The sequence below is a fragment of the Bordetella petrii genome (assembly GCF_000067205.1).
GTDB lineage: Bacteria > Pseudomonadota > Gammaproteobacteria > Burkholderiales > Burkholderiaceae_B > Bordetella_A > Bordetella_A petrii.
Genome location: NC_010170.1, coordinates 3,528,890 through 3,553,462, shown reverse-complemented (window position 1 = coordinate 3,553,462; position 24,573 = coordinate 3,528,890). Strand labels below are relative to the sequence as shown.

The window sequence follows — 24,573 nt, the reverse complement described above, 5'->3', positions numbered from 1 at the left end:
GCCATGGACATCCTGACCGCAACCACTCCTTCAGGCCTGTGGGCCGCGGCCGTGTTGCTGGTGGGCCTGGCGTTGCTGATCGCTGGGCTGGGCATGGTCTGGCGCCTGCGCGGGCAGGCGCGCAGCATGCGCGTGGTCGAACAGGCGCTGGCCGGGCGCGACCCGGCGCGCGCCGCGCTGCCCGCCGATGAGTCTCAGCCGGCCGGCCGCCTGGCCGCCCTGGCGCAAAGTACCGATGCCCTGGGCAAGCGCTTGAGCGAAGGGCGCCTGGCCGAATCGCTGCTGCCGGACGAAGACAACAAGCTGATCGAACTGGCCGGCTACGCCAAACCGGCCCATGCGCGCGCCCGCTATGTGGTGCTGCGTTTCGGGCTGGCGCTGGCGCTGCCCATGGCCGCCGTGCTGGCGCGCCGGGCGTGGCTGGGACCGGGCTCGATGATGGCCCTGGTGTTCACCTTGTTCATCGGCTTTGCGGTGGGCTACCTGTTGCCCAAATGGATGCTGGTGCGGCGGGTCAAGGCCCGCAAGAAGCAGGCCGGCAAAGAACTGCCCTTGCTGGTGGACCTGCTGCGCCTGCTGCAGGGCGTGGGCCTGTCGGTGGATCAGAGCCTGAGCGTGATCGTCAATGACTTTACGCCCGTGCTGCCGGTGCTGGGGCACGAGTTTGGGGTGTCGACCGCCGTGTACGCCAGGGGCCGCACTCGCGAGCAATCCTTGGCGCGGCTGTCGCAGGGTTTCGATGACGACGACCTGGCCGCGATCTGCCGGCTGTTGGTGCAGGTCGACCGCCATGGCGGCGCCGTCCAGGAGCCCTTGAACCGCTTCGCGCAGCGCATCCGCGACAAGCGTCGGTTCGAGCTCAAGGAAAAAATCGGGCGCCTGACCGTGAAGATGACAGGCGTGATGATCGTGACCCTGTTGCCGGCGCTGCTGATCGTGACGGGCGGCATGGGCATCTTGTCGGTGCTGCGCGGGCTGTCGCGTATTGCGGGAGGAATGTAATGAAGCAAGTAACGCGGCGGCATGGCTGGCTGGGGGCGGTGCTATGCACCATGTTGCTGGCTGGCTGTCAGAGCAACAAGATGGAATCGGCCTGGGAACTGATCCAGCAACAGCAGCAAGAGCAGGCCCTGATGCGGCAGGCTGAAGACGACCCGGATGCGCGCAAGCAGCCCACCGAGCCGCAGTTGATGCTGGCGCTGATCCGCGAAAGCCAGGCCCAGGGCCGGTACTTTGCGTCGCTGGCTTATATCGACGCCTACAGACAGAACTTCGGCGACAACGATCAGTTGGCCGCGCTGCAGGCCGACGCCTTGCGGCGCACGGGCCAGGAAGAGCAGAGCGAGGCGGCCTACCGCAAACTGCTGGGTGGCTCGCAGGCCGCGCAAGGGTGGCACGGCCTGGGGCTGCTGGCCGGGGCGCGCGGCGACTATGCGCAGGCCGCGCAGGACCTGGAGCGCGCCGTCAAGCTGGCGCCCACCGATGCCCAGATGCTGGGCGACCTGGGCTACGCCCGCTTGCGCGCCGGCGACAGCGCGGGCGCGCGCGTGCCGCTGGGCAAGGCGGCCGAGCTCGACCCGTCCAATATCAAGGTGCTGGCCAACATGGCGCTGCTGCTCGTGGTGGAAGGCAATGCCGTGCAGGCCCAGCAGTTGATGGACCGCGCCAACCTGGGGCAGGAGGCCCGCAGCCAGATTTACCAGCTGGCCAGCCAGATGCAGGTGCAGGCGCGCGCCGGCGGTACGCCGCGCGCCCAGGGCGTAGTGCGTGACGTAACGAAAGCATCCGGCGGGCATGGCGCCACCCAGGTGTCCAGCGGGCGTGACGTGGTCATGCCCATGCTGCAGCCAGTGATGGACCGCATGATCAACCCGCCCATGGCGCAGTAGGGCGGTATTCGCCAATTGGCCACCGTATTCACGAACCTGAAAGAGATGACCATGTCCCGACGTTTTCTTCGCCTTCCGCTGGCCCTGGCCGCCGCGCTGCCGTGCGTGGCGGCGGCGCAGATGAACGCGCCCCTGACCGGCGGGGCCGCCGCGCAGCCCGCCGCCGTGGCGGCGCCGGCCGCACCCGCGGCGCAGGCCATGCCCAACCGTCCGGTCGTGCGGCAGGTGCAGACGCCAATGCCGGCCGCCGCCCCCCAGGGGGCTACGGGCGGCGCGGCGGTGGCCAGCGCGCCGGCCCAGGCGGCGTCCGCCCCGCAACGCGAGAACTTCGGCGACGTGACGCGCGGCCTCCTGGCCGCCCAGGCCGACGGCCGCCGCGCCGGCGGCGCGTTGCCCATTCTGGGGCCGGTGTCCACCGCGGCGTGGAACCGGTACCTGGAAAGCTTCCGCCAGCCGATTCCGCAGTGGTTCACCGAAAAAGTGAAAACCGACAGCAAATAAGCCTGCCCACGGGTATCCGCCAGATGAAGCCGTTCCTGCAATCCTCGCCCATGCACGACCGCCAGCGCGGCTCTATCGCCGTGTCGACCGCGTTCGCCGTGCTGATTGGCCTGGTGATGTTGCTGTCGGCGCAGATCGGCTACCTGTTCTATATGAAGCGCGAGCTGCAAAAAGCGGCGGATCTGGCCGCGTTGTCGGCCGTCCAGGTTCTGGCGCCCACTGGTGCGGCATCCGATTGCGCGGCAGGCTCGCCCGTAGCCGTCGCCGCGCAAACCAGCGCGGTGGCCAACGTGCCGGCTTTTGTCGATTCCATTGCGGCTGCCAACGTTACCGTCGACTGCAAGTTCTGGGACCCCGCCCGCGCCGATTCGACGGGCATGCATTTGTTCGAGCCCGATGCCGCCTCCGGCGGACGCGTGAACGCGGTGCGGGTGCGCATCGACAAGACACTGACGGCGCTCATTCCCAGCGTGATTGGCAACTGGATGGGCGGCACGGAAGTCAGCGTTGTCGCGGTCGCCTCGAACACAGCGCCCACGGCGGCGTTCAGCGTGGAATCGCGTTTGTTGCGCCTGGCATCGGATGGCCTGATGGGCAAACTGCTGGCTTCGCTGGGCGCCACGCCGGACCAGCTGAGCGTGCTGGATTCGTCCAGCCTGCTCAATTTGCAGGTAACGCCCTCGGGGCTGTTGCAGGAGCTGGGAATCCCGCTGTCGGTCTTGTCTGGCATCGGCACGCCCGAAGAGCTGGCCGCGCTGGATGCCGTGTCGCTCGGGGACTTGCTGAATGCCACATTGTCGGTGGCCAGGCGCACGCAGGGCACCGCGCAAGCACAGATCGGCCTGCTGTCCGACATTATCGGCGTGCTGCTCGACGTTGCCCCCCTGGACGTGCCCATCAAGCTGTTTGGCGATGGCGGCGTGCTGAATGCGGCACTTGCGACCGACGCGCAGTCGGCCTTGCTGGCAGATGTCAATGTCACCGATCTGCTGCAAACCGGCCTGATGATCGCCAATGGCGACAACTTGATCGATCTGGGCCTGGATGTGCCCATCCTGGGGGTGCAAAGCCGTGTGCGTGTCGTCGAGCCGCCGTCGATCGCCGTGGGCGGCGTGGGCACGCGCGCCAGCACCGCCGGCGTCCGGGTGTATCTCCGGCTGAAGACAAAGGACATTCCCATCGTCGGGCCTCTGCTGGCCACGGCGGGAACCTGGGTGGACCTGCCGCTGATCATCGAGGCAGGCCAGTCCGACGCGACCCTGACCGCGCTGTGCGAGGCGCCGCTGACACCGCACCAGGCCACCTTCGACGTGCGCTCATCGGTGGCCAATGTGTGCCTGGGCAAATTCCCGGCGCTGAATTCTGCCGACGATGAGTCCTTTTTCTCTCTCTCCAATGCATGTGTCGAAAGTGATTTCACGTCGGTGCAACGGTATCCGGTGCTCAATGTGCTGGGTATTTTGCCGGTCAGCAGCCGCGTGACCTTGCCGGTATTTCGTCCGGGCTCCCCGGTGTCCGTTACGCTGACCGAGCCGCCCTCGGCCGACGCCACCAAGACGGTCCAGGCTACCGACATCGACCTGGCCCAGATGAGCGGGGACACGGCCGATGCCGTCATAGGCGGCATCCTGGGCGATCTGCTGGGCGCCAACGGATCCAGCCCGGTGTCAATGAACGACGAGCAGCGCAAGTTGCTGGCCGAGCAGTTGGTGGGGCCGACGGCCAACGGCCGCTCTATCACGACGGTGGTCAATGAGTTGCAGTGGTCGGGCGAGGCGATGGATGCCCTGGGCAGTCGCATGACGACAGGCGGGTTGACCGGCGTGCTGGGCGGAACGCTGCAGGTCGTGGGCAATGTGCTGGGTTCGTTATTGTCTCCGGTGCTGGACATCGGCTGCGGCGTGGGCGGCCTGTTCGGCAGCCTGAAGCAATGCCGCATCAATACCGTGGCGGATCTGGTGCTCAAGGCGAATGGCAATGGCCTGAGCGGCCTGGCGGCGATTGTCGTGGCATTGCTGCAGCCGCTGCTGGATCCGCTGTCGACCCTGCTGCAGCAGTTGCTGAATCTGCTGGGGCTGAATCTTGGCGAAACTGACGTGTCGCTGCTGTCGGTGGACTGCGGCAAGCCACGGTTGGTGTACTGACAAGTAAAGGAACCTCTGAAGGAATGACCAAGCCTGCAATCCGCGACGACTTCGACCTCTATGTATGGGAGGGGCTGTCCGATATCGCGGCGCGTGCCGAGCGGTGTCTGGCCGGCATGGATGTCACCGTGGTGCGCGCCGACGCCGGCACGGCCTTTCCGCCGCCGCGCGACGTAACTCGCACCGCGGTGGCCCTGGTGTCCGTGTCGGTCATGGGCGATAAGCGCTTCAGCGGCTACGACTGGCTGGCCTCGCAGGGCATGCCGGTCATTTGGGTGGCGTCCGAGGCGCGCGGCCATGATCCGCGCTTCTATCCGCCCGAATACTCGCATACGCTGCCGCTGATGTTCACGGCGGCGGAGCTGCGCAAGCAGCTGTTCGACCTGCTCGGGTCGCTGGACCGCGCCGATCGCCAGGTGGCACGCCGCGAGCAGCCCTTCGTGGCGGTGTCCGAACCCATGCAGGCACTGCTGGCCGAGGCCCAGATGTTTGCCGATTGCCGCAGCAATGTGCTGATCCACGGCCAGACCGGCGTGGGCAAAGAGCGCGTGGCGCGCCTGTTGCACGACCGCGCCGCCTGGGCCGACGGGCCGTTCGTGGCGGTGAACTGCGGCGCCATTCCCGAAGGGCTGTTCGAGGCGCATTTTTTCGGCCACGCCAAGGGCGCGTTCACGGGCGCGGTCGGGGCGCACAAAGGGTATTTCGAGCAGGCCGATGGTGGCACGCTGTTCCTGGACGAAATCGGCGACCTGCCGCTGTACCAGCAAGTGAAGCTGCTGCGCGTGCTGGAACAGAGCGCCGTGACCCGGCTGGGCTCCACGGTGCAAGTTCCGGTCGACTTCCGGCTGGTGGCGGCCACCAACAAAGACCTGCGCGAGTTGTGCGCGCAGGATGAGTTCCGTTCCGACCTGTACTACCGCCTGGCAGTCATCGAGTTGTATATCCCCAGCCTGGAAGAGCGAGGCGCCGAAGAAAAAATCGCTATTTTCCGTACGCTGTTGGAACGCCACGATGCCGGGCAGGACGATCCGCCGCCGGGCTGGCTGCTGGAACGCGTGGCCGCCACCACGTTCCCCGGCAATGTGCGCGAGCTGTCGAACGTGGTCGAGCGGGTGGCCATTGTGCATCGCCAGTTCCGGCAATGGGACCGGCCGCGCATCGAGCAGATATTCGACCGGCTGGCGGCCGCGCCCGGCAAGGCCGCTCTGGTGCTGGCCGCCGGCGCCGGCGACACCCTGACCGACGCCGAGCGCGCCGAGCGCGCGCGCATTCTGGCGGCGCTGGAGGCCCATGGCTGGCGGCGCCAGGACACGGCCCATTACCTGGGCATCAGCCGCAAGGTGCTGTGGGAAAAGATGCGCAAGCTGCGCCTGGGCAACAACCAGGGCGAAATGGCGGAAGGGCTGGCCGAACCCATGTAGCCGCCGCGCCGGGGCTGGGGAAAATCAGGCCCCTGAAGGTTGAAATTAATTGGTATAGTTCTGCAACGTTTTTTTGGGGAAGGCATGCGAGTCCATCAACTTCATACCGCCGCGCGGCTGGTCATGCTGGGCGCGGTACTGTCCAGCCTGGCGGCCTGCGCCAGCGCCCAATCCGACGCCGCCCGCCCGCCGGTGCAGCAGGTGGAAAGCAAGCAGGCGGGCGATACGCCTGTCACGCCACCCGCGCCGCAGGCCAAGGCCAATTCCACCGTTGCCGAACTGCAGTCGCTGATCCAGAGCCGCCAGGTGTCCGAGCTGCGCACCACTTATAACGGTACCTACGGCGCCAGCCTGCTGTTCAAGCCTGACGATCTCACCTACTACGTTGCGCTGTTCCAGCAGAAGGACTTCTGGCGCGTCGTGCAGACGCAGTCCGACAAGCAGGCTGAATCCACGTATCGCGCCTTCGCCCAGCAGTCGGCCGACCTGGCCGAAGTCGACATCAAGCGCATCAAGCTGCAGGCCGAATACGCGCGGTCTGAACGGCTGCTGGCCGAGCGCAGCAGCGAGCTGGCCACGCTGCAGGCCGACCAGTCCCTGCGCCGCCAACAGGAACAACAGGTGGCCGCCCGCCAGGAACAGGCGCGCCAGCAGGCCGCGGCGCTGTCGCAGCAACAGCAGCAGCTGCGCAAGGAACTCAGCGCCATGCAGCGCCAGATCGACGCCCTGCAGGCCGAGCAAGCCGAGTTGCAGCGCGAGCAGGCTGCGTCCGTGCGCAAGAAAAGCCGCCGTTAGCGCGCCGGGTTTTCTCAAGCAAACCGGGCCCGTTCAGTGAACGGGCCCGTTTGCTTTGAGCGGCCGGCAACGACGGTGGACTATTGCAGGCGCTCGTCGTCCAGAAAGTCGGGCAGGGCCATGACCTCGATGCCGTCTTCGCTCAGCGCCAGGCGTTCCTCGGCCGTGGCGGTGCCGCGGATGGGGCGGTCGTCGGCATCGCCTTCGTGGATGCGGCGCGCTTCTTCGGCAAAGCGCGGGCCGACGTTCTCGGTTTTTCGGATGATGTCGCGTATTTGCTGCAGCACGGCGGCCTGCAGGCGGGCTACGGCGGCCGGGTCGTTGGGCGCGGCGGCGCCCGCGGCGGCTGGCGGCGGGGCATGCAGGTGCGCCACGTTCAGGTGCGGCGCGGACAAGCGCTTGGTGATCTGGGCAGACGCGCACATCGGGCACGTGACCAGCCCGCGCGCCTGCTGCGCGTCGTAATCGTCGTGCGAGCCGAACCAGCCTTCGAAAAGGTGGCCCTGGTCGCACTGTAGGTCGAAAACTTTGAGTGCCATGACGGGAATATGGGGGCGCGCGGCGGCGAACACAAGTATTTTCGGCTATCGGCCCGGCCGGGTGTGGCGCCGCAGCAATAACGGCGCCTGTCGGCGCCGTTATTCGTACTCGCAGGGGCGGGCCGTTTCCGCCTGGCCCGCCGGGCGATCAGTTCACGCGGCTGCGGTACTCGTTGGTGCGCGTGTCGATTTCGATCTTGTCGCCAATGGCGCAGAACAGCGGCACGTTCAGCTCGAAGCCGGTGTTGATCTTGGCGGGCTTGAGCACCTTGCCCGAGGTGTCGCCGCGCACGGCCGGCTCGGTGTAGGTGATTTCGCGGACCAGGATGGTGGGCAGTTCGACCGAGATGGCGCGGCCGTCGTAGAAGACCACTTCGACGGGCATGGCTTCTTCAAGGTAGTTCAGCGCGTCGCCCATGCTTTCGGCTTCGATTTCGTACTGGTTGTACTCTTCGTCCATGAAGACGTACATGGGGTCGCCGAAGTACGAGTAGGTGCATTCCTTGCGGTCGAGCACGACAACGTCGAACTTTTCATCGGCCTTGTAGACCGATTCGCTGCCCGATCCGGTGAGCAGGTTCTTGAACTTCAGCTTGACGACGGCGGCGTTGCGGCCCGACTTGTTGTATTCGGCCTTCTGGACGACGAGAGGATCTTTGCCGACCATGACCACGTTGCCGACTCGCAATTCCTGAGCGGTTTTCATCGATTAAAAACTCCGGGTGATATAGCGCGCTCGCCGTGCTTGCGCGCAGGTGTCCGCATGATGGCGGCCCGCGTGCCCCGGGAGGCTGTCAATTCGAGGCCTGGCTCGGCGCAACATGCGCGGGCAAAGGAACTCGGAAAACTCTCTATTCTAGCGTTTCCTGGCGAGTTCTGCGCAAAAATCAGCCAACGTGTCCCCTAAATCGGGCCGGGCAGCCTGGCTGGCGTCCCAGGCGCGGGCCGCCCCCTGCCACGCGGGCCAGGCGGGCGCAGCCAGCGCGGCCGGCAGTGCGGCGGCCACGGCGGCGGCCGCGTCGCCCGGGGCATTCCAGGCGCGGATCAGCGCCTGGGCCTGCGGCGGGCCGGGGTAGCGGGCCAGCCAGGCGTCGAGCTTATCCAGGTGGGCATCGTCGGCCTGGGGGTAGATGTGCCATACCAGCGGCCGGGCCGCCCAAGCCGCCCGCACGAAGGAGTCTTCGCCGCGCACGAAATTCAGGTCGGCGCACCACAGCAGGCGGTCGAAATCGGGCTGCGCCACGAAGGGCACGCGGGCGATCCGCAGGGCGCCCGCGCCGGCCTCTTCCAGGCCGGGCGCGACGCCCGCGGGCGCCAGCAGCAGCGTGGGCCGCGCGTCGCGGGCCAGGGCCTGGGCCAGCGCGGCAATCGGGGCGTGCGCGTAGCAGAATAGCGTAGCCACGCGGGCGCCGGCCTGCCAATGCGCTAGGGCGGCACCGTCCAGGCCCAGGCCACGCAGGAAGGCGTGCTGTTGCGGCCGCGAGGCCTGGAAAGCATCGCGCTCGGCGCTCAGCCCCGGCTCGCGCAGCAGGCCGCCGGTGGCCGCCGTGAACCCGGGAAAGAAAAAGTGCTTGACCAGCCCGTCGGGCCGCTGCGACGGCAGGCCGTGGCAGCTTTCCACCCATGGCTCGGCGCTGAGGTATTCGAGGTTGATCCATACCGGCGGCCGGGCGCGCATGGCCTGCACGAAGGCGGCCGGCGGGTCGCAGGCGAACGCCTCGATGACGACGTCGCCGGGGGCCAGCGGGGGCGGCGATGGGGTCCAGTGCACGATGTCGATGCCCGCTTGCCGTTGCACGCCGGCGTCGGGATCGATGCCGGGCCGGATGCAACCGAACGCGCGCAGGTCGTCGACCCACAGGCGCACGCGCCAGCCGCGGCCGTGTGCCAGGCGCCGCGCCAGGCGCCAGCAAACGCCTATGTCGCCGTAGTTGTCGATGACGCGGCAGAAGATGTCGGCCTGCATTACGCCTCCCGCCCAACCTGAAACGGGAACAAGGCATGACGGGTGTCAGGCTTTGCAGGTGCCTGACACCGAAGTGTGCAGCGATTGTCTCGACAGCACGGTGTCAGGCACCTGCGGAGCCTGGCGCCTGGCAAGACCCGGGCGTTTCGGCGCAGACGTTTCACTTCAGTGGAACTGGGCCGGCGCGGTGTCGGCGTCTTCGGGCAGTTCGGCGTGCACCAGTTCGCCCAGCGGGTTGGGAAACTGCGGCGCGCCGCAGTCTTCGCAATATTCGGGCGGCAGCACGCCCGGAATGCGGCGCACGTCATGCACGCCGTATTCCTTGAGCAGCGCGGCGATTTCGTCGACCGTGTCGGGCATGTCTTCGTCGGGCGTCTGGTCTTCTTCGCGGCCGTACAGCGGCCATACGCAGCCGTAATAGACATCGTTGCTGTTGCGCGCGGTGAAGCCAATGCGGTATTCGTCGATGCGCACGTCGCCGCAGCCGGCCACCACGGCGCGCAGTTCGGACGGCGCCAGGTTGACGGCGCCTTCCAGCCAGTTGACGGCGGCGCGCAACGACAGCGGCCGCACGCGGCGGTCGGCTTCGCGATTGCTGACGTAATAGGCATCGGGCAGCAGGCATTCGATGCCGCAGCCGGGCAGCAGGGTGGCCAGCGTGGGCTGGGCCTGTTCGACCCAGTTCGCCAGGCAGCTGTCGCGGCTGTGGGTGGCGTCGCCGGGCTGCTCTTGCCAGCGAAACACCGGGGCGCCGGCGGGCACGGCGACCGCCGCCACGACGTAGCGGGTATCGGCCAGCATGTTGGCGGTTTCGGTGTCGTCGTTGAGGGTCGGCTTGGCGGTTTCGGCGCCCAGTGCCTGGCTGCCCAGACGCTGCAGCCATTGCCAGGTTTCGGAAAACGTGCGCGGCATGTGGTCGATGCTGACCAGCCAGGGCAGCAAGGCGGCGCGCGCGCCGTCGGCCAGCACATGGCCATGCAGCTGGGCCAGCAGCGCCTGTTGCGCCGGCGCCCCGATGGGGCCGGTGGGAATCGTGTAGCGGGTCCAGGCAACCACGGGCGCCACGATCAGCAGCACGTCGTATCGCTGCCCGTTCTTGTCGACCTGCATCGATTCGGACAGGGTTTCGGCCTGTTCGATCAGCACTTCATAGGCGCCCGGGTCGCGCTGGGCAAGATGGTCCAGCGCGGATTCGAGCGGGGCATCCTGGCCGCCGCGCAGCAATTTCGGGATGGCCTCGGCAAGCAGGTTTTCCCAGTACAGGTCTTCGACCCGGCTGCCTGAGCGGTTCAACGACTGGGCAAGCGCGACCAGCCGCGACGCGTCGCGGTTCAGCCTGGGGTGGGGGGTGCTGCGGGTTCGGGCCATGCTGGGGTCAGGATCCATTTCAGAATGCGAACTGAATAGTTTAACCCTGTGGGCCGGTGAAGGCTTGAGCGCCGCATCAGGCGCAGGTGTTTCATCGCGCGCCGCGCGACCCGCCGCGAGTGCTGTGCGGCAGCGCCCGACACCCCGCGGGTGCCAGGCGCGTGGGGTTTACGTCAAGCGGCCAGCAGCTGGCGCAGCACGAAGGGCAGGATGCCGCCGTGCTGGTAGTACTCGACTTCGATGGGCGTGTCGATGCGCAGCAGCACGGTCACGTCTTGCCTGGAGCCATCCGGGCGGTGGATGGTCAGGGTGACGTCCTGCATGGGCTTGATGCCGTTTTCGAGGCCCGAAATGTCGTAGGTTTCCTTGCCCGTGATGCCCAGCGAATCGACGCTGTCACCGCCCTTGAACTGCAGCGGCAGCACGCCCATGCCGACCAGGTTGCTGCGGTGAATGCGCTCGAAGCTGCGCGCCACTACGGCCTTCACACCGAGCAGCTGGGTGCCCTTGGCGGCCCAGTCGCGCGACGAGCCGGTGCCGTATTCTTCACCGCCGAACACTACGGTGGGCGTGTCCTGGGCCACGTACTTCATGGCGGCGTCGTAGATGGACATTTGTTCGCCGCTGGGCTGGAACAGGGTGTCGCCGCCTTCGAAGCGGCTGCCGTCGGGCAGCGCCGGGATCATCAGGTTCTTGATGCGTACGTTGGCGAAGGTGCCGCGCATCATGATTTCATGGTTGCCGCGGCGCGAGCCGTAGCTGTTGAAATCGGCCTTCATCACGCCATGCTCTTTCAGCCACTTGCCGGCGGGCGAGGTTTCCTTGATAGAGCCGGCCGGGGAAATGTGGTCTGTGGTGACCGAATCGCCGAAAATGCCCAGCGCGCGCGCGCCCCGGATAACCGGCATGGCGCCAGGTTCCATGCCGAAGCCCTCGAAGAACGGCGGCTCGGCAATGTAGGTGGACTCGGGCCAGTTGTAGGTTTCGCCGGTCACGCCCTTGATGTTTTCCCACAGCTTGCCGGGTTTGCTCTTGACCTGGCCGTAATTGGCCTGGAACGCGTCGGGGTCGAGCGCGAACTTCAGCAGCGACTGCACTTCTTCGGTGGTGGGCCAGATGTCGCCCAGCCAGACGTCGCCCTTCTTGCCGCGACCCACGGGCTCGGTCATGAGGTCGCGCGTGATGGTGCCGGCCAGCGCGTAGGCCACCACCAGCGGCGGCGAGGCCAGGAAGTTGGCCTTGATGTTCGGGTGGATGCGCGCTTCGAAGTTGCGGTTGCCCGACAGGACGGCGGCGCAGACCAGGTCGTTGCCGGTGATGGCTTCGTTCAGGTCGGCAGCCAGGTCGCCAGCGTTGCCGATGCAGGTGGTGCAGCCGTAGGCGGCCACGTCGAAACCGAGCTTTTCCAGGTAGGGCAGCAGGCCGGTCTTGCTGAGGTATTCGGTGACCACGCGCGATCCGGGGGCAAGCGAGGTCTTGATGTGCTTGGGCACGGTCAGGCCCGCTTCCACCGCCTTCTTGGCCAGCAGCCCGGCCGCCAGCAGCACGCTGGGGTTGGACGTGTTGGTGCAGGAAGTGATGGCGGCGATCAGGATGTCGCCGTTCTTGATCTTGGTGCCGGCGCTGGTGGTGAAGGTTTTTTGCAGCTTCTCGGCCGGCTGGTTGAAGCCGTTTTCAGAGACCGGCTTGGAGTACAGGTCGATGAAGGTGCTCTTGACGTTGCCGATTTCGATGCGGTCTTGCGGACGCTTGGGGCCGGCCAGCGAAGGGGCCACCGTGGACAGGTCGAGCGTGAGCAGCTTGGTGTAGTCGATGTCTTTGGCCTTGGGCACGCCGAACATCTTCTGGGCCTTGAAATAAGCCTCGAAGGCGGCGATTTCTTCGGGCGTGCGGCCGGTGCCCTCGAAGTAGTCGATAGTGCGCTCGTCGACCGGGAAGAAGCCCATGGTGGCGCCATACTCGGGCGCCATGTTGCCGATGGTGGCGCGTTCGGCCACCGACAGGCTGGCCGTGCCTTCGCCGCAGAATTCCACGAACTTGCCCACCACTTTTTCACGGCGCAGCATTTCGGTAATGGTAAGCACCAGGTCGGTGGCGGTGACGCCGCCGCGCAGCTTGCCCTTAAGTTCGACGCCCACCACGTCGGGGGTCAGGAAATACACGGGCTGGCCCAGCATGCCGGCTTCGGCCTCGATGCCGCCCACGCCCCAGCCCACCACGCCGATGCCGTTGATCATGGTGGTGTGGCTGTCGGTGCCCACCAGAGAGTCGGGGTAGTAGACGTTGTCTTTCTGGTGCACGCCGCGCGCCAGGTACTCGAGGTTGACCTGGTGCACGATGCCGAAGCCCGGAGGCACCACGCCGAACGTGTCGAAGGCCTGCATGCCCCATTTCATGAACTGGTAGCGCTCTTGGTTGCGCTTGAATTCCAGCTTCATGTTCAGATCGAGGGCGTTCTTGGTGCCGAAGTAGTCGATCATGACGGAGTGGTCGACCACCAGGTCGACCGGCACCAGCGGTTCGATGCGTTTGGGGTCTTTGCCCATGCGGTCGGCCACCGAGCGCATGGCCGCGATGTCGGCCAGCAGTGGCACGCCGGTGAAGTCTTGCAGCACGACGCGCGCCACCACGAAGGGAATTTCGTCTTCGCGCTTGGCGTTGGCCTGCCAGCCGGCGAGCTGCTTGATATGTTCTTCAGTGACTTTCTGGCCGTCGCAATTGCGCAGCACCGATTCAAGCACGACGCGAATCGACACCGGCAGGCGCTGCACGTTCACCCCCAGCGCCTTGCCCAGGGCCGGCAGGGAATAAAACTGACAGGATTTATTGCCGATCTTGAAATTCTGGAGGGTATTGAACGTGTTGTGCGGCATGATGAGACTCCGTGGGTGTGGGACCGCGTAAAGCTGCCATTTTCTGGCGTTTTGGCGCGCTTGTCATTGTATGTGAGACAAGGTTACGCAGGCTTGAATGTCCTCTGTCTTATATCTTATGTAAGACTTGGCTCTGGTGGAGGAGTTCCCCGGCCGTTTCCAGGGTCATCGGACACGGGACATTCGACGCGCCGGCGCGTCAGTCCGGCTTGCCAGGGGGCGTGACCGCGCCAGCCAGGCGCTCGCGCAGGAAGTCCACAAAGACGCGGAGCTTCGGCGCCATTTGCGTGCGGTGCGGGTAGTACAGATAGAAGCCCGGAAAATCCGCGGCCCAGGATTCCAGCACGGGTTGCAAGGCGCCACTGGCCAGGTGCGCCGCGATCGGGTCTTCGAGCACGTGGATCAGTCCCAGCCCGTCCAGCGCCGCCTGCACCATCAGCGCGAAATCGTTGGTCACGATGCGGTGCGGCACGTCGACTTCCAGCAACTGGCCGTCTGGCTGGCGGTACTCCCAGCGGTACAGGGTGCCGCGCGTTTCGAAGCGGGTGCCGATGCAGGCATGCGCGGCCAGGTCGGCCGGTTGCCGGGGCGGATTGCCGTACTGCCTGAAATACGCCGGCGAGCCGGCGGTGACCATGCGCTGGTTGCGGCTGATGCGCACCGCCACCATGTCGCGCGCCAGGTTTTCACCCAGGCGGATGCCGGCGTCAAAGCCGCCGGCCACCAGGTCGGACAGGCCATCGTCGAGGAACAGCTCGAGCACGATGCCAGGGTAGCGCCCCGTGAATTCCGCCAGGTGCGGCGTGACCAGCATGGCGCAAGCCACCCGCGACGTATTGATGCGCAGCGTGCCGGCGGGCCGGCCGCGGGTGTCGTCCATGTCTTCGAGCGCGTCGCCGATGGCCCCCAGCGCCGGCTGTACGCGCTGCAGGAAGCGCTGCCCTTCTTCGGTAAGCGCCACCCGGCGGGTGGTGCGGTTGAGCAGGCGCACTCCCAGGCGCGCTTCCAGGCCGCGCACGGTCTGCGACAGCGCCGACGCCGAAACGCCCAGGTCGGCAGCCGCGCGGGTGAAGCTGCCGTGGTGAGCCACGCGGGTGAAGGCATGTACGGCGGGCAGCAGTTGGGCAGGATAGTCCATGCGCCAGATTATGAAGTCAGGCTTCATTAATTATCAACCGATAGGCTATTTTTCTTATAAGTGTCGAGCCCTAGAGTGCCTGCATGGCCGCCGCATTCCGCGCCGCCGTTTTTCAGGAAAGGCACGATCATGACCATGAAGCAATATCTCACGCTGGGCCGCTCGGGCCTGCGGGTCAGCCCGCTGGCGCTGGGCGCCATGACTTTCGGCAACGAGTGGGGCTGGGGCGCCGACCAGGCAACCGCGCGTGCACTCTTCGACCTGTACCGGGAAGCCGGCGGCAACTTCATCGACACCGCCGATATGTACACCGAGGGCACCAGCGAAAGCTGGCTGGGGCAGTTCGTGCAGGAAACGGGCAGCCGCGACGAGCTGGTGATCGCCACTAAGTACTCCTACAACGCGCAGCCGGGCAATCCCAACGCCGGCGGCAACCAGCGCAAGAACTTCCAGCGCGCGCTGGAGGGGTCGCTCAAGCGGCTGCGCACCGACTATATCGACCTTTATTACCTGCACACCTGGGACCGCCTGACGCCGGTGGACGAAGTGATGCGTGCCATGGACGACGCCGTGCGGGCCGGCAAGATCCGCTACGTGGGCCTGTCGGACGTGCCCGCCTGGTATGCCTCGCGCGCGCAGACGCTGGCGCAGTGGCGCGGCTTCGAGCCGGTGGCCGCGCTGCAATTGGAGTATTCGCTGGTCGAGCGCAACGTCGAGCGCGAGTTCGCCGACCTGGCCATCGAGCAGGGCATGGGCATCGTGCCCTGGAGCCCGCTGGCCATGGGCTTGTTGTCGGGCAAGTACCGGCCTAGCGAAAACGGCCAGTTCGGCCAGGGACGCTTGCAGGTGGTGTCGGAAAACCCCAGGCCCGGCTTTGACCGCTTCACTGCGCGCAATTTCGCCATCGTGGCCGAACTGGAACGCGTGGCGCGCGAACTGGGCAAGCCTATGGCGCAGGTGGCGTTGAATTGGCTGGCGGGCAAGCGGGGGGTGTCGAGCATTATCGTGGGCGCCACCCGGCCCGCGCAGTTGCGGGAGTCGCTGGCGTCGCTGGAATTCACGCTGCCGGCCGATGCGGCACGCCGGCTGGACGACGCCAGCGGCATGCCGGCGCCGTTCCCGTATTACATGTTCGCTGATGCGCAGCAGCAGCGCATCCACGGCGGCGTACGGGTGGCATCGCGGCCGGCCGGCTATGCACCGGCCACGATAATCGGCGCAGCGCCGCAATCGTAGGCGGCGCTGCGCATGGGGCGGAGCAGCGTTTCAGGCGGCCTGCCGAGCCGCCATCATCTGCCGGTTCACCAGGTGCGCATAGGCGCCGCCGCGTCGGATCAGTTCGTCGTGCGTGCCTGATTCGACGATGCGGCCGCCGTCTACCACGGCGATCGTATCGGCCTGGCGGATGGTGGACAGCCGGTGCGCGATGATCAGCGTGGTGCGATGGCGCATCAGCTCGCCCAGGGCGTGGTGCACCTGGGCTTCGCTGATGGCGTCCAGGTGCGAAGTGGCTTCGTCCAGGATCAGGATGGGCGCGTCGCGCAGGAAGGCGCGCGCGATGGCGATGCGCTGGCGCTGGCCGCCCGAGAGCGCTACGCCGCGCTCGCCCACGCGGGTGCGCAGGCCATCCGGCAGGCCGGCCACCAGTTCGGCCAGCGCGGCGCGTTCTACCGCCTGCTGCAGGTCGTCGGCGCTGGCGTCGGGGCGGGCCAGCCGGATGTTGTCTTCCAGGGTGCCGTTGAGCAGCCAGGTGTCTTGCGCGACGAGGGCAATGCGGCGGTACAGCGCATCCAGCGTCAATTCGGGCAGGCTGACGCCGCCAATGCGCACGGCGCCTTGCTGCGGATCCCAGAAGCGCAGCAACAGGCTGGCCAGCGTGCTCTTGCCCGCGCCCGAGGGGCCGACCAGCGCCAGGGTGGCGCCTGCCGGCAGGTCGAGCCTGACGCGCTGCAGCGCAGGCTGCAGCCGGCCGGGATAGGTGAAAGTGACTTGCTCGAAGGCCAGCGGCAGGCCCGCGGAGTCGAGCGGCGGCGCCAGCGGGCCGTCGGCGATCTGCACCGGCTCATCGTGGATGGCGCGCAGGCGCCGCGTCGAGGCCAGCGTGTCGGCCAACTGGCGGCTGACCTGGGCGATTTCCGACACCGGCAGGAACGCGGCCACCGACAACAGCACCAGCAGCGGCAGCAGACTCGCGGCCAGCTCGCCCTGCGCCACCCACCAGGCGCCGACCGCCGCCACTGCCAGGCCGCCCAGGCCGGTGGCGATTTCGAGCAGCGCGCCCTGGCGGGACAGATCGGCCAGCAAGGCCAGCCGCACGCGCTGGTAATCGTGCGCGATCGCCACGAAAGCGGCGCGGCGCCGCCCGGCCGCCGAGAACGCCACCAGGTCGGACAGGCCCTGTATGGTTTCGGACAGATGGGCGCCCAGCAGGCCTAGCGACTGGCGAGCCAGGCTGCCTTGCGCATCCACGCGCGCGCGGTTCAGCCAGGGCGAGGCGCCGGCCCACAGCAGAAAGGGCAGCAACGCCAGCACCAGCGGCCACGCGGTGGCGGCCAGGATGGCCAGCACCGCGGCCGGCACCAATACCGCGACAAACGCCGGCGCCACCGTGTGGGCAAAGAAATATTCCACGGTTTCCACGTCTTGCGTGGCCAGCCCGACCAGGTCGCCGGAACGCCGGCGCAGCAGGTAGGCGGGCGCCAGGGCCTCAAGCTTCTGGTACAGCGCAATGCGCATTTCCGCCAGCAACTGATAGGCAATGGCATGGGCCAGCCAGGATTCGAGCCAGTGCAGCGCGGCGGCGGCCACCGCCGCCACGAACAGGCCGGCCAGCAGGCCATCGAACGATTCGCCGTTTTTCAGGCGCGCGATGACCAGCGCGCCCAGCACCGAAACGCCGATGAACGCCGCCACGCGCCCGATGCCGCTGGCCACCGTGATGGCGAATTGCCGTTTCCAGGGGCGAATGATCTGCATCAGCGTCTGCATGACTTGCCGCGTGCCAATGTGGCGCGCCTCGGCTTCCAGCGGTGCGGGGGCGGGGCGGCCGCCGGCGGCGTCGGTTTCGGCTGGCGCGGCACCGGAGGCGGCCGGTTCCAGCGCAGTATGCGTAGCGTCGTGCTGGCCTCCCATCAGGCGCCGGTATAGCGTGTCGCCCGCCATCAGGGTGTCATGCGTGCCTGTCTCGACGATGCGGCCGCGGTCCAGCACCAGAATGCGGTCGGCATTGACCACGCTGGACAGCCGGTGCGCCAGCACCAGGGTCGTGCGGCCGCGGCTGAGGCGGTCGAGCGCCTGCTGGATCTCTGATTCGTTTTCGGCATCTACCGACGACAGGGCTTCGTCGAGGATCAGGATGGGCGTGTCGCGCAGCAGCGCGCGCGCAATTGCCAGGCGTTGCCGCTGGCCGCCCGATAGTTGCAGGCCGCGCTCGCCCAGCACCGTCTGGTAGCCCTGCGGCAGCGCCATGATGAACGCGTGCGCGTTGGCGGCTGCCGCGGCGGCATGCAGTTGGTCGGGCGTGGCGTCGGGCCGCGCCAGCAGCAGGTTCTCTTCGACCGTGCCGTGGAACAACGTGCTGTCCTGCGCTACCAGCGACATGCGCGCGCGCACCGCTTCGGGGTCTAGCGAACGCAGGTCGTGGCCGTCGATTTCGATGCAGCCGGCCTGCGGGTCGTGCAGGCGCAGCAGCAACCGCACCAGGGTGGATTTGCCCGAGCCGCTGGGCCCCACGATACCGACGCGTTCGCCGGGCCGGATGTCGAAACTCATGCCCTGGTGCGTCCCGCGGCGCCCGCCGGGATACGAGAACTCGACGTCTTTGAACGCGATCGACAGGCCGCCGCCGCTCATGGCCGGCACGGCTACCGTGGCGTCTGCGGCGCCGCGCGGCGCCGGGCTGTCGGCGTCGAGCAGCGCGCGCACGCTGGCCGCCGCCGACTGGCCCATCAGGCCGTGGTGCAACACCGAGCGCATGTCGCGCAGGGGCCGGAAGATTTCCGTGCCGGCCATCAGCACCACCAGCAGCGCCGCCAGCGTCATTTCGCCTTGCGATACGCGCCATGCGCCCAGCGCCAGCGCGGCCGCGGCGCCTACGGTGATGCCGATGTCGGTGGCGAAACGCGCCGAGACTTCACGGCCCAGCACTTTGAAGGTGTTGTCCGACAAGGCGCGCGCCCGCTCGGCCAGCCGCTCGCCCCAGGCGCGGCTCTGGCCGAATGCCTTGAGGGTGGGCAGGCCTTGCATTGCGTCGAGGAATTCCTCGCCGAAGGCCTTGAAGGCCTGGGCCCGGCGCCGCGACGCGTCGCGATGGCTGCGGTGCGCCGCCAGCGGCAGGACCAGCGTGACCAGCGCGGCGGCCATCAACACCAGCGCTACCGGCCAGTCCCACCAGGCAATGAAGGCAAAGATCACGACGGGCGCGCAGGCCGCGATGAAGAGCTGCGGCAGGTAACGCCCAAAGAAGCTTTGCAACTGCTCGACGCCATCGATCACGGCCAGCATGACGCCGCCGGTGCGTTGACCGCCGAACCAGGCAGGGCCCAGCTCGACGATCTTGTCGTACAGCTGCGCGCGCAGGTTGTTCTGGATGAGCGCTGCGTTGCGGTTGGCCAGCAGGTTCAGGGCATGCTCGAACATGCCGCGCAACAGAATCGCCCCGGCCGCGCCGGCCAGCGGCCACCACAAGGCGCCGCCGCCAACGCCTGCGAACAGCCGCGCCAGGAACAGCCCCAGCAATACGAACCGCGCGATGCCCGCCGCCAGGCCCAGCAGCCCCAACAGCGCGCAGGCCAGCACGCGCAAGCGCACGCCGCGCGTCATTGCCCAGAGTGTCGAATCGAAATACATGGCGCCTCTCTCTCTCCAGCCGACAGGATAGCGCAGCGCGATGGCCTCAGAACACGCCCAAGAAGCCGCCCCGGGTGAGGTCCTTTTCGCATGAGCGGTACTGGGCGCCGAATCGCTCGGCGCGCGCCTGCACTTGCTGCGCCACGCGCTTGAGCCAGGCCTTGCGGTCGTAGCTGCGGTTGCGGTAACCCGTCCAGCCTTCGTGGTAGTTCAGGTACTGGCCGTAGGCATCCCATTTCGAAATGCCATTGATGCGCTGGGTCTTGTTGATATACCAGCCCATGAAATCAAGCGAGTCGGCCAGGTCGTCGCGGCTGGCGGTCCAGCCGCCCGCCTCGCGCTTGTAGTCGGCCCAGGTCTCGTCCTTGGCCTGGGCGTAGCCATATGCGGAACTGACGCGGCCCCAGGGGATGAAGCCCAGGAAGTAATAGCGCGGCGGCAGGGCATCGTGCCGGAAGCTGGATTCCTGGTACATCATGGCGAACGGCACCTGCACCGGCACGCCCCACTTCTCGCGCATGTCGAGCGCGGCGTCGTGCCAGTCGGGTTTTTCGCGGAAGATCGCGCAGAGGTTTTCGGGATTCGACGGCGGCGCGGTGGCGCAGCCAGTCAATACCATCAGCAGGGTCAGCAGCGGCGGCCCTAGTCGCATTGCCGGATTCCTTGGGGGGCGATGGCGGGATTCTAAGCGCTGTTGGCCGCCGTCGTCTGCCGGGCACGTCGCTCAGCGTCGACGGCAACGTCGAAACGCTCTAAGGTTTGTACGCACACTTCAACCAAGGAGCAGACATGTCGAACATTGCCATCATCGGAGCCGGGCTCATCGGACGCGCCTGGGCCATTGTTTTCGCCCGCGGCGGCCACCGGGTCGCCCTGTGGGACAGCCAGCCCGGGCAGGCGGAAGCGGCGCTCGAGTTCGCCGCCACGGTGCTGCCCGACCTGGCCGCGCAAGGCCTGTTGCGGGGCCAACCGGCCGACCAGGTGCTGGCCCGTCTGCGGGTCGAACCGCACGTCGAGGCGGCGTTGGCGGACGCCCATTATGTGCAGGAAAGCACGCCTGAAGTGCTGGACAGCAAACGCGCCGTCTACGCCGAACTCGACCGTCTGGCGCCGGGCGGGGCCATCCTGGCCAGCTCCACGTCCGCCTTGCTGCCGTCCCGTTTTACCGACCACCTGGCGGGCCGCGAGCGTTGCCTGGTGGCGCATCCGATCAATCCGCCCTATCTGGTGCCGGCCGTGGAACTGGTGCCCGCGCCCTGGACCTCGCCGCAGGCCATGGAACAGGCGCGCCGGCTGCTTGCCGATGCCGGTCAGGTACCCATCATGATGCGCCGGGAAATCGATGGTTTCGTCATGAACCGTCTGCAAGGCGCCTTGCTGCAAGAGGCCTTTCGGCTGGTGGCCGACGGTTATGCGGGCGTCGAAGACGTAGACATCGGCCTGCGCGAAGGCCTGGCGCTGCGCTGGTCGTTCATGGGCCCGTTCGAGACCATCGACCTGAATGCGCCGGGCGGCGTGCGCGACTATGCCGAGCGCTACGAAGGCATGTACGCCGGGCTGTTCGAGCAGATGCAGCGGCGTGTGCCGTGGGGCGGCGAGCTGATGGACCGCATCGAGGCCGAGCGCCGCGAGCACCTGCCCGCCGACGAGCTGGCCGCGCGCCAGCTGTGGCGCGACCGCCGGCTGATGGCGCTGGCCGCCCACAAGCAGGCTGTTGGCGGCGACCCGGCCCCCTGAGCGCGTCCGCCCGGCGCGCCCGCCGCACGCCGCACTTGAAGAGAGGCGGCCGGGCTGCATTCCGGGCACACCAAGGAGACATCATGCACATCGACATCGTGGTCGACGTGAAGACCACCCTGGGCGAGGGCCCGTTGTGGGACGTAGACGAGCAGCGCCTGTACTGGATAGACAGCGCCGACGGCCGGATTTTCCGCTGCACCGCCAACGGACGCGAGGTCCGCGCCTGGGACGTGCCGCAAAAAATCGGCTCGATGGCGCTGCGCAAGCAGGGCGGCGCCGTGCTGTCGCTGGCGCGCGGCTTCCATTTCCTGGACTTCGACACCGGCGAGGTCGAACTCATCGTCGACCCCGAACCCGACAAGCCGGCCAACCGCCTGAACGACGGCAAGGTCGATCGCCACGGGCGCTTCCTGGCCGGCACCATGGACACCAATGAAGAGGGCCCGAACGGGGCCCTGTACCGGCTGGACCCCGACCTGTCGCTGCACACTCTGGCGCGCGGCATCGTGGTGTCCAACGGCCCGTGCTGGAGCCCCGACGGCAATACCTTCTACTTCAACGATTCGGGGTCGGGCGAAGTCTGGGCCTACGATTACGACCAGCAAACCGGCGGCGTCTCCAACCGGCGCACGCATGCGCGTGTGGACACCAGCGGCGGCGGCTGCGCCGATGGCTCCACGGTGGATGCCGAAGGGTACCTGTGGAACGCCCTGGTGTACGACGGCAAGCTGGTTCGCTACGCGCCGGACGGCTCGGTCGACCGCGTGATCGAGATGCCGGTGAAGAAAGTCACCAGCGTCATGTTCGGCGGACCCGATCTGGACGTGTTGTACGTGACCTCGATGGCGCGCCCGCCGCTGCCGCGGTTTCCGCACGACGGCGTGTCGCGCGGCAGCCTGTTCGCCGTGCACGGCCTGGGGGTGCGCGGCTTGCCGGAGCAGCGGTTCGGCGGGTAGGGGCAGGAACGTCGAGAGGACACTGTTTGTTGTCATCTGGCCACAGATATTTGCATCAAAAGCTGATTTTCTAATGAGAAGCATTTTCGTTTTGATATGATTCGATTCTCATTGTCGTATTCGCGGCCGCCGGCGTGTGGCCGCGGCATCAGGAAATCAGCTCATGAAATTTCGTACCTACGCCAGTCTGGCGGCGGCTTTACCCTGGTGCCTGGGCGCCGCACAGGCCCAGGAAAATGCCGCCAGCCAGGACGGCTCGGTAGTAATGGACACGATTACCGTGGAGGCCAGCGCGGATGCCTCGGCCGAAGGCCTGTCGCCGGCGTTCGCGGGCGGGCAGGTGGCCCGTGGCGGGCGCGTCGGGATTCTGGGTACCGAAGATTTCATGAGCACGCCTTTCAGCGTGACGAGCTATACCAATGAACTGATCCAGGATAAGCAGGCCCGCAGTGTCGGCGACGTGCTGCAGAATGATGCCACGGTGCGCGTGGCGCGTGGCTTCGGCAACTTCCAGGAGTCGTACTTCATCCGGGGATTCATCCTCAGTTCCGATGATGTGGCCTATAACGGCCTGTACAGCCTGCTGCCGCGCCAGTACATCGCCACCGAACTGTTCGAGCGGGTGGAGGTGCTGCGCGGTGCCAGCGCATTCCTGACCGGCGCGGCCCCCGGTGGCGGCGGCATTGGCGGCGTGATCAACCTGGTGCCCAAGCGGGCTCCCAACGAACCGCTGACGCGCGTGACCACCGGCGTATCCAGCGGTGGCCAGTTCCAGGCGTCGGCTGACATCGCCCGCCGTTTCGGCCCGGACGACAGTACCGGCATCCGGTTGAACGTGGGGCAACGCAGCGGCGATACCGCGGTGGATGACGAGCACACGCGCACCAGCGTGGTGTCGCTGGGCCTGGATTGGCGCTCGGCCAATACGCGTCTGTCGGGCGACATCGGTTGGCAGGAAAACAAGCTGAAGCGCGCGCGTCCCAATGTGACCCTGGCCGCCGGCGTGACCGACGTCCCCGATGCTCCGGATGCCAGCTCCAATTACGCTCAACCCTGGTCGTATTCGAACGAGCGCGACGTGTTTGGCACGCTGCGCGCCGAGCACGATTTCAACGACAACATCACCGCCTGGGCGGCATACGGCATGCGCCGCAGCGACGAAGAAAACTCGCTGGGCAATGTCACGGTCAGCAATGGCAAGACGGGCGACGCCTCGTTTTACCGCTTCGACAACACCCGCGAAGATACGGTGGATACGGGTGAATTCGGCATTCGCGCCAAGGCGCGGACGGGCTCGGTTGGGCACGAGTTCGTGGCATCGGCATCGTTCTTCCAGTTGAAGAAGAAGAACGCTTATGTCATGGACTATGCCAACACGTTCCCCACCAACATCTATGATCCCGTTTCGTACAACAAACCGCCTTTCAGCTCGATGGCGCTGCGTGGCGGCGACCTGGATGATCCCTTGCTGCAAGGGCGCGTGCAGATGAGCAGTTATGCCTTCGGCGACACCATGTCGTTCTGGGACGACCGCGTATCGCTGATGCTGGGCATTCGCCACCAACGCATGTCGACGCGCAGCTACGACTACAACACCGGTGTCGAGAACTCCGCCTACGACGCCAGCAATAATTCGCCGGCCGCAGGCATCGTATTCAAGCTCACGCCCAGCGTGTCGCTATACGGCAACTATATCGAGGCCCTGGTCCAGGGCGATTCTGCCCCGCAGACTTCCGGAGGCAAACCGGTGGTGAACGCGGGCGATAGCCTGGCGCCCTATGTGTCTCGCCAGAAAGAGCTAGGCATCAAGTACGAAGGCGAAGGCTTGGGCGCCACGCTGGCTTTGTTCACCACCGATAAGCCGCGCGGCGTAGTCGGCGACGACCAGGTGTTCTCCAGTTCGGGCAAAGACCGTCACCGCGGTGCAGAGTTGAACCTGTTTGGCGAAGTGACTCGCAGCGTGCGCGTGCTGGGCGGGCTGACCTGGCTGGATGCGCGGCAGATCGACACGGGCACAGAAGGCAACAATGGCAATCGCGTCATCGGTGTGCCGCACTTCCAGGCCAATCTGGGCGTGGAGTGGGACGTTCCCGGTGTCGAGGGCCTGACGCTGGACGGGCGCATGGTGTACACCGGATCGTCGTACGCCGATGCCGCCAATAAGCTTGAAGTTCCGTCGTGGACCCGCTTCGATGCCGGCTTGCGCTACATGATGGACGTGCAGGGCCACCTGGTCACGCTGCGCGCCCGCGTCGAAAACATTGCCAATCGTGATTACTGGTCGTCGGTGGGCGGATACCCAGGCAACGGCTACTTAGTGTTGGGCGGCCCGCGGACGTTCTCATTGTCGGCTGCGGTCGAGTTCTGAAGCACCGGGGGGGCGACGCGGGCAACG

General features: G+C 66.8%; 18 protein-coding genes. 10 read left to right on the top strand and 8 right to left on the bottom strand.

Features of this window, described 5'->3' with window-relative positions:
* The first annotated feature begins 3 nt into the window (after window positions 1–3).
* From BPET_RS17120 to BPET_RS17095, 6 genes are all read left to right on the top strand, one after another.
* Window positions 4–1,002 (top strand): type II secretion system F family protein, encoded by a 999-nt coding sequence (locus tag BPET_RS17120; RefSeq protein ID WP_012250273.1) that lies wholly within the window; start codon window positions 4–6, stop codon window positions 1,000–1,002.
* Window positions 1,002–1,889, top strand: a complete 888-nt coding sequence (locus BPET_RS17115) for a tetratricopeptide repeat protein (RefSeq protein WP_012250272.1) — start codon at window positions 1,002–1,004, stop codon at window positions 1,887–1,889. The genes BPET_RS17120 and BPET_RS17115 overlap by 1 nt, the downstream gene beginning before the upstream one ends.
* 51 nt (window positions 1,890–1,940) lie before the next feature.
* Window positions 1,941–2,390 (top strand): DUF3613 domain-containing protein, encoded by a 450-nt coding sequence (locus BPET_RS17110; RefSeq protein ID WP_012250271.1) that lies wholly within the window; start codon window positions 1,941–1,943, stop codon window positions 2,388–2,390.
* Between the two features lie 23 nt (window positions 2,391–2,413).
* On the top strand, window positions 2,414–4,534 hold the full coding sequence (locus BPET_RS17105) for a pilus assembly protein TadG-related protein (protein ID WP_012250270.1): 2,121 nt from the start codon (window positions 2,414–2,416) through the stop codon (window positions 4,532–4,534).
* A 23-nt stretch (window positions 4,535–4,557) separates the two neighbouring features.
* Entirely contained in the window at window positions 4,558–5,955 is a 1,398-nt protein-coding gene (locus BPET_RS17100) for a sigma 54-interacting transcriptional regulator (protein ID WP_012250269.1), read from the top strand.
* A gap of 84 nt (window positions 5,956–6,039) precedes the next feature.
* A complete protein-coding gene (locus BPET_RS17095) occupies window positions 6,040–6,750 on the top strand; it encodes a DUF2968 domain-containing protein (RefSeq protein ID WP_012250268.1) in 711 nt (236 codons plus the stop codon).
* 80 nt (window positions 6,751–6,830) lie between these two features.
* Here BPET_RS17095 and BPET_RS17090 read toward each other — a convergent pair whose 3' ends face one another.
* The 6 genes from BPET_RS17090 to BPET_RS17065 all read right to left on the bottom strand — a co-directional run bounded on the left by BPET_RS17090 (window position 6,831) and on the right by BPET_RS17065 (window position 14,634).
* Window positions 6,831–7,289: a DUF1178 family protein gene (locus BPET_RS17090; protein ID WP_012250267.1), complete on the bottom strand. Its 459-nt coding sequence runs from the start codon at window positions 7,287–7,289 to the stop codon at window positions 6,831–6,833.
* Window positions 7,290–7,437: 148 nt separating this feature from the next.
* Complete coding sequence (efp, locus tag BPET_RS17085; protein WP_012250266.1) at window positions 7,438–7,995, bottom strand: elongation factor P; 558 nt, start codon at window positions 7,993–7,995, stop codon at window positions 7,438–7,440.
* Window positions 7,996–8,145: 150 nt separating this feature from the next.
* Window positions 8,146–9,255 (bottom strand): elongation factor P maturation arginine rhamnosyltransferase EarP, encoded by a 1,110-nt coding sequence (earP, locus tag BPET_RS17080; protein ID WP_012250265.1) that lies wholly within the window; start codon window positions 9,253–9,255, stop codon window positions 8,146–8,148.
* Between the two features lie 165 nt (window positions 9,256–9,420).
* A complete protein-coding gene (locus BPET_RS17075) occupies window positions 9,421–10,623 on the bottom strand; it encodes a DUF2863 family protein (protein ID WP_041863030.1) in 1,203 nt (400 codons plus the stop codon).
* Window positions 10,624–10,796: 173 nt separating this feature from the next.
* Entirely contained in the window at window positions 10,797–13,496 is a 2,700-nt protein-coding gene (acnA, locus tag BPET_RS17070; RefSeq protein ID WP_012250263.1) for an aconitate hydratase AcnA, read from the bottom strand.
* Window positions 13,497–13,695: 199 nt separating this feature from the next.
* The gene (locus tag BPET_RS17065) at window positions 13,696–14,634 is read right to left on the bottom strand and encodes a LysR family transcriptional regulator (protein WP_041864097.1); all 939 of its coding nucleotides are present in this window, start codon (window positions 14,632–14,634) and stop codon (window positions 13,696–13,698) included.
* Between the two features lie 129 nt (window positions 14,635–14,763).
* On the opposite strand from BPET_RS17065, the gene BPET_RS17060 reads away from it, so the two are divergent.
* Complete coding sequence (locus BPET_RS17060) at window positions 14,764–15,870, top strand: aldo/keto reductase (protein ID WP_012250261.1); 1,107 nt, start codon at window positions 14,764–14,766, stop codon at window positions 15,868–15,870.
* 30 nt (window positions 15,871–15,900) lie between these two features.
* Here the strand turns inward: BPET_RS17060 and BPET_RS17055 are convergent, their stop codons facing one another.
* Both BPET_RS17055 and BPET_RS17050 read right to left on the bottom strand, forming a co-directional pair.
* Window positions 15,901–19,482, bottom strand: a complete 3,582-nt coding sequence (locus tag BPET_RS17055) for an ABC transporter ATP-binding protein/permease (RefSeq protein WP_012250260.1) — start codon at window positions 19,480–19,482, stop codon at window positions 15,901–15,903.
* Between the two features lie 46 nt (window positions 19,483–19,528).
* A complete protein-coding gene (locus BPET_RS17050; protein WP_012250259.1) occupies window positions 19,529–20,134 on the bottom strand; it encodes a transglycosylase SLT domain-containing protein in 606 nt (201 codons plus the stop codon).
* 137 nt (window positions 20,135–20,271) lie between these two features.
* On the opposite strand from BPET_RS17050, the gene BPET_RS17045 reads away from it, so the two are divergent.
* The 3 genes from BPET_RS17045 (at window position 20,272) to BPET_RS17035 (ending at window position 24,546) form a co-directional block, all read left to right on the top strand.
* Window positions 20,272–21,219 carry a 3-hydroxyacyl-CoA dehydrogenase gene (locus tag BPET_RS17045; RefSeq protein WP_012250258.1) on the top strand — a complete coding sequence of 316 codons (948 nt, stop codon included), beginning with the start codon at window positions 20,272–20,274 and terminating at the stop codon, window positions 21,217–21,219.
* An 83-nt stretch (window positions 21,220–21,302) separates the two neighbouring features.
* Window positions 21,303–22,178 carry an SMP-30/gluconolactonase/LRE family protein gene (locus BPET_RS17040; protein WP_012250257.1) on the top strand — a complete coding sequence of 292 codons (876 nt, stop codon included), beginning with the start codon at window positions 21,303–21,305 and terminating at the stop codon, window positions 22,176–22,178.
* Between the two features lie 163 nt (window positions 22,179–22,341).
* Window positions 22,342–24,546: a TonB-dependent receptor gene (locus tag BPET_RS17035; protein WP_012250256.1), complete on the top strand. Its 2,205-nt coding sequence runs from the start codon at window positions 22,342–22,344 to the stop codon at window positions 24,544–24,546.
* Window positions 24,547–24,573: the final 27 nt, after the last annotated feature.

Coding starts and splice junctions, on each gene's coding strand:
- BPET_RS17120 (WP_012250273.1), top strand. CDS start 4: ATGGACATCCTGACCGCAACCACTCCTTCAGGCCTGTGGGCCGCGGCC.
- BPET_RS17115 (WP_012250272.1), top strand. CDS start 1,002: ATGAAGCAAGTAACGCGGCGGCATGGCTGGCTGGGGGCGGTGCTATGC.
- BPET_RS17110 (WP_012250271.1), top strand. CDS start 1,941: ATGTCCCGACGTTTTCTTCGCCTTCCGCTGGCCCTGGCCGCCGCGCTG.
- BPET_RS17105 (WP_012250270.1), top strand. CDS start 2,414: ATGAAGCCGTTCCTGCAATCCTCGCCCATGCACGACCGCCAGCGCGGC.
- BPET_RS17100 (WP_012250269.1), top strand. CDS start 4,558: ATGACCAAGCCTGCAATCCGCGACGACTTCGACCTCTATGTATGGGAG.
- BPET_RS17095 (WP_012250268.1), top strand. CDS start 6,040: ATGCGAGTCCATCAACTTCATACCGCCGCGCGGCTGGTCATGCTGGGC.
- BPET_RS17090 (WP_012250267.1), bottom strand. CDS start 7,289: ATGGCACTCAAAGTTTTCGACCTACAGTGCGACCAGGGCCACCTTTTC.
- efp (WP_012250266.1), bottom strand. CDS start 7,995: ATGAAAACCGCTCAGGAATTGCGAGTCGGCAACGTGGTCATGGTCGGC.
- earP (WP_012250265.1), bottom strand. CDS start 9,255: ATGCAGGCCGACATCTTCTGCCGCGTCATCGACAACTACGGCGACATA.
- BPET_RS17075 (WP_041863030.1), bottom strand. CDS start 10,623: ATGGCCCGAACCCGCAGCACCCCCCACCCCAGGCTGAACCGCGACGCG.
- acnA (WP_012250263.1), bottom strand. CDS start 13,496: ATGCCGCACAACACGTTCAATACCCTCCAGAATTTCAAGATCGGCAAT.
- BPET_RS17065 (WP_041864097.1), bottom strand. CDS start 14,634: ATGGACTATCCTGCCCAACTGCTGCCCGCCGTACATGCCTTCACCCGC.
- BPET_RS17060 (WP_012250261.1), top strand. CDS start 14,764: ATGACCATGAAGCAATATCTCACGCTGGGCCGCTCGGGCCTGCGGGTC.
- BPET_RS17055 (WP_012250260.1), bottom strand. CDS start 19,482: ATGTATTTCGATTCGACACTCTGGGCAATGACGCGCGGCGTGCGCTTG.
- BPET_RS17050 (WP_012250259.1), bottom strand. CDS start 20,134: ATGCGACTAGGGCCGCCGCTGCTGACCCTGCTGATGGTATTGACTGGC.
- BPET_RS17045 (WP_012250258.1), top strand. CDS start 20,272: ATGTCGAACATTGCCATCATCGGAGCCGGGCTCATCGGACGCGCCTGG.
- BPET_RS17040 (WP_012250257.1), top strand. CDS start 21,303: ATGCACATCGACATCGTGGTCGACGTGAAGACCACCCTGGGCGAGGGC.
- BPET_RS17035 (WP_012250256.1), top strand. CDS start 22,342: ATGAAATTTCGTACCTACGCCAGTCTGGCGGCGGCTTTACCCTGGTGC.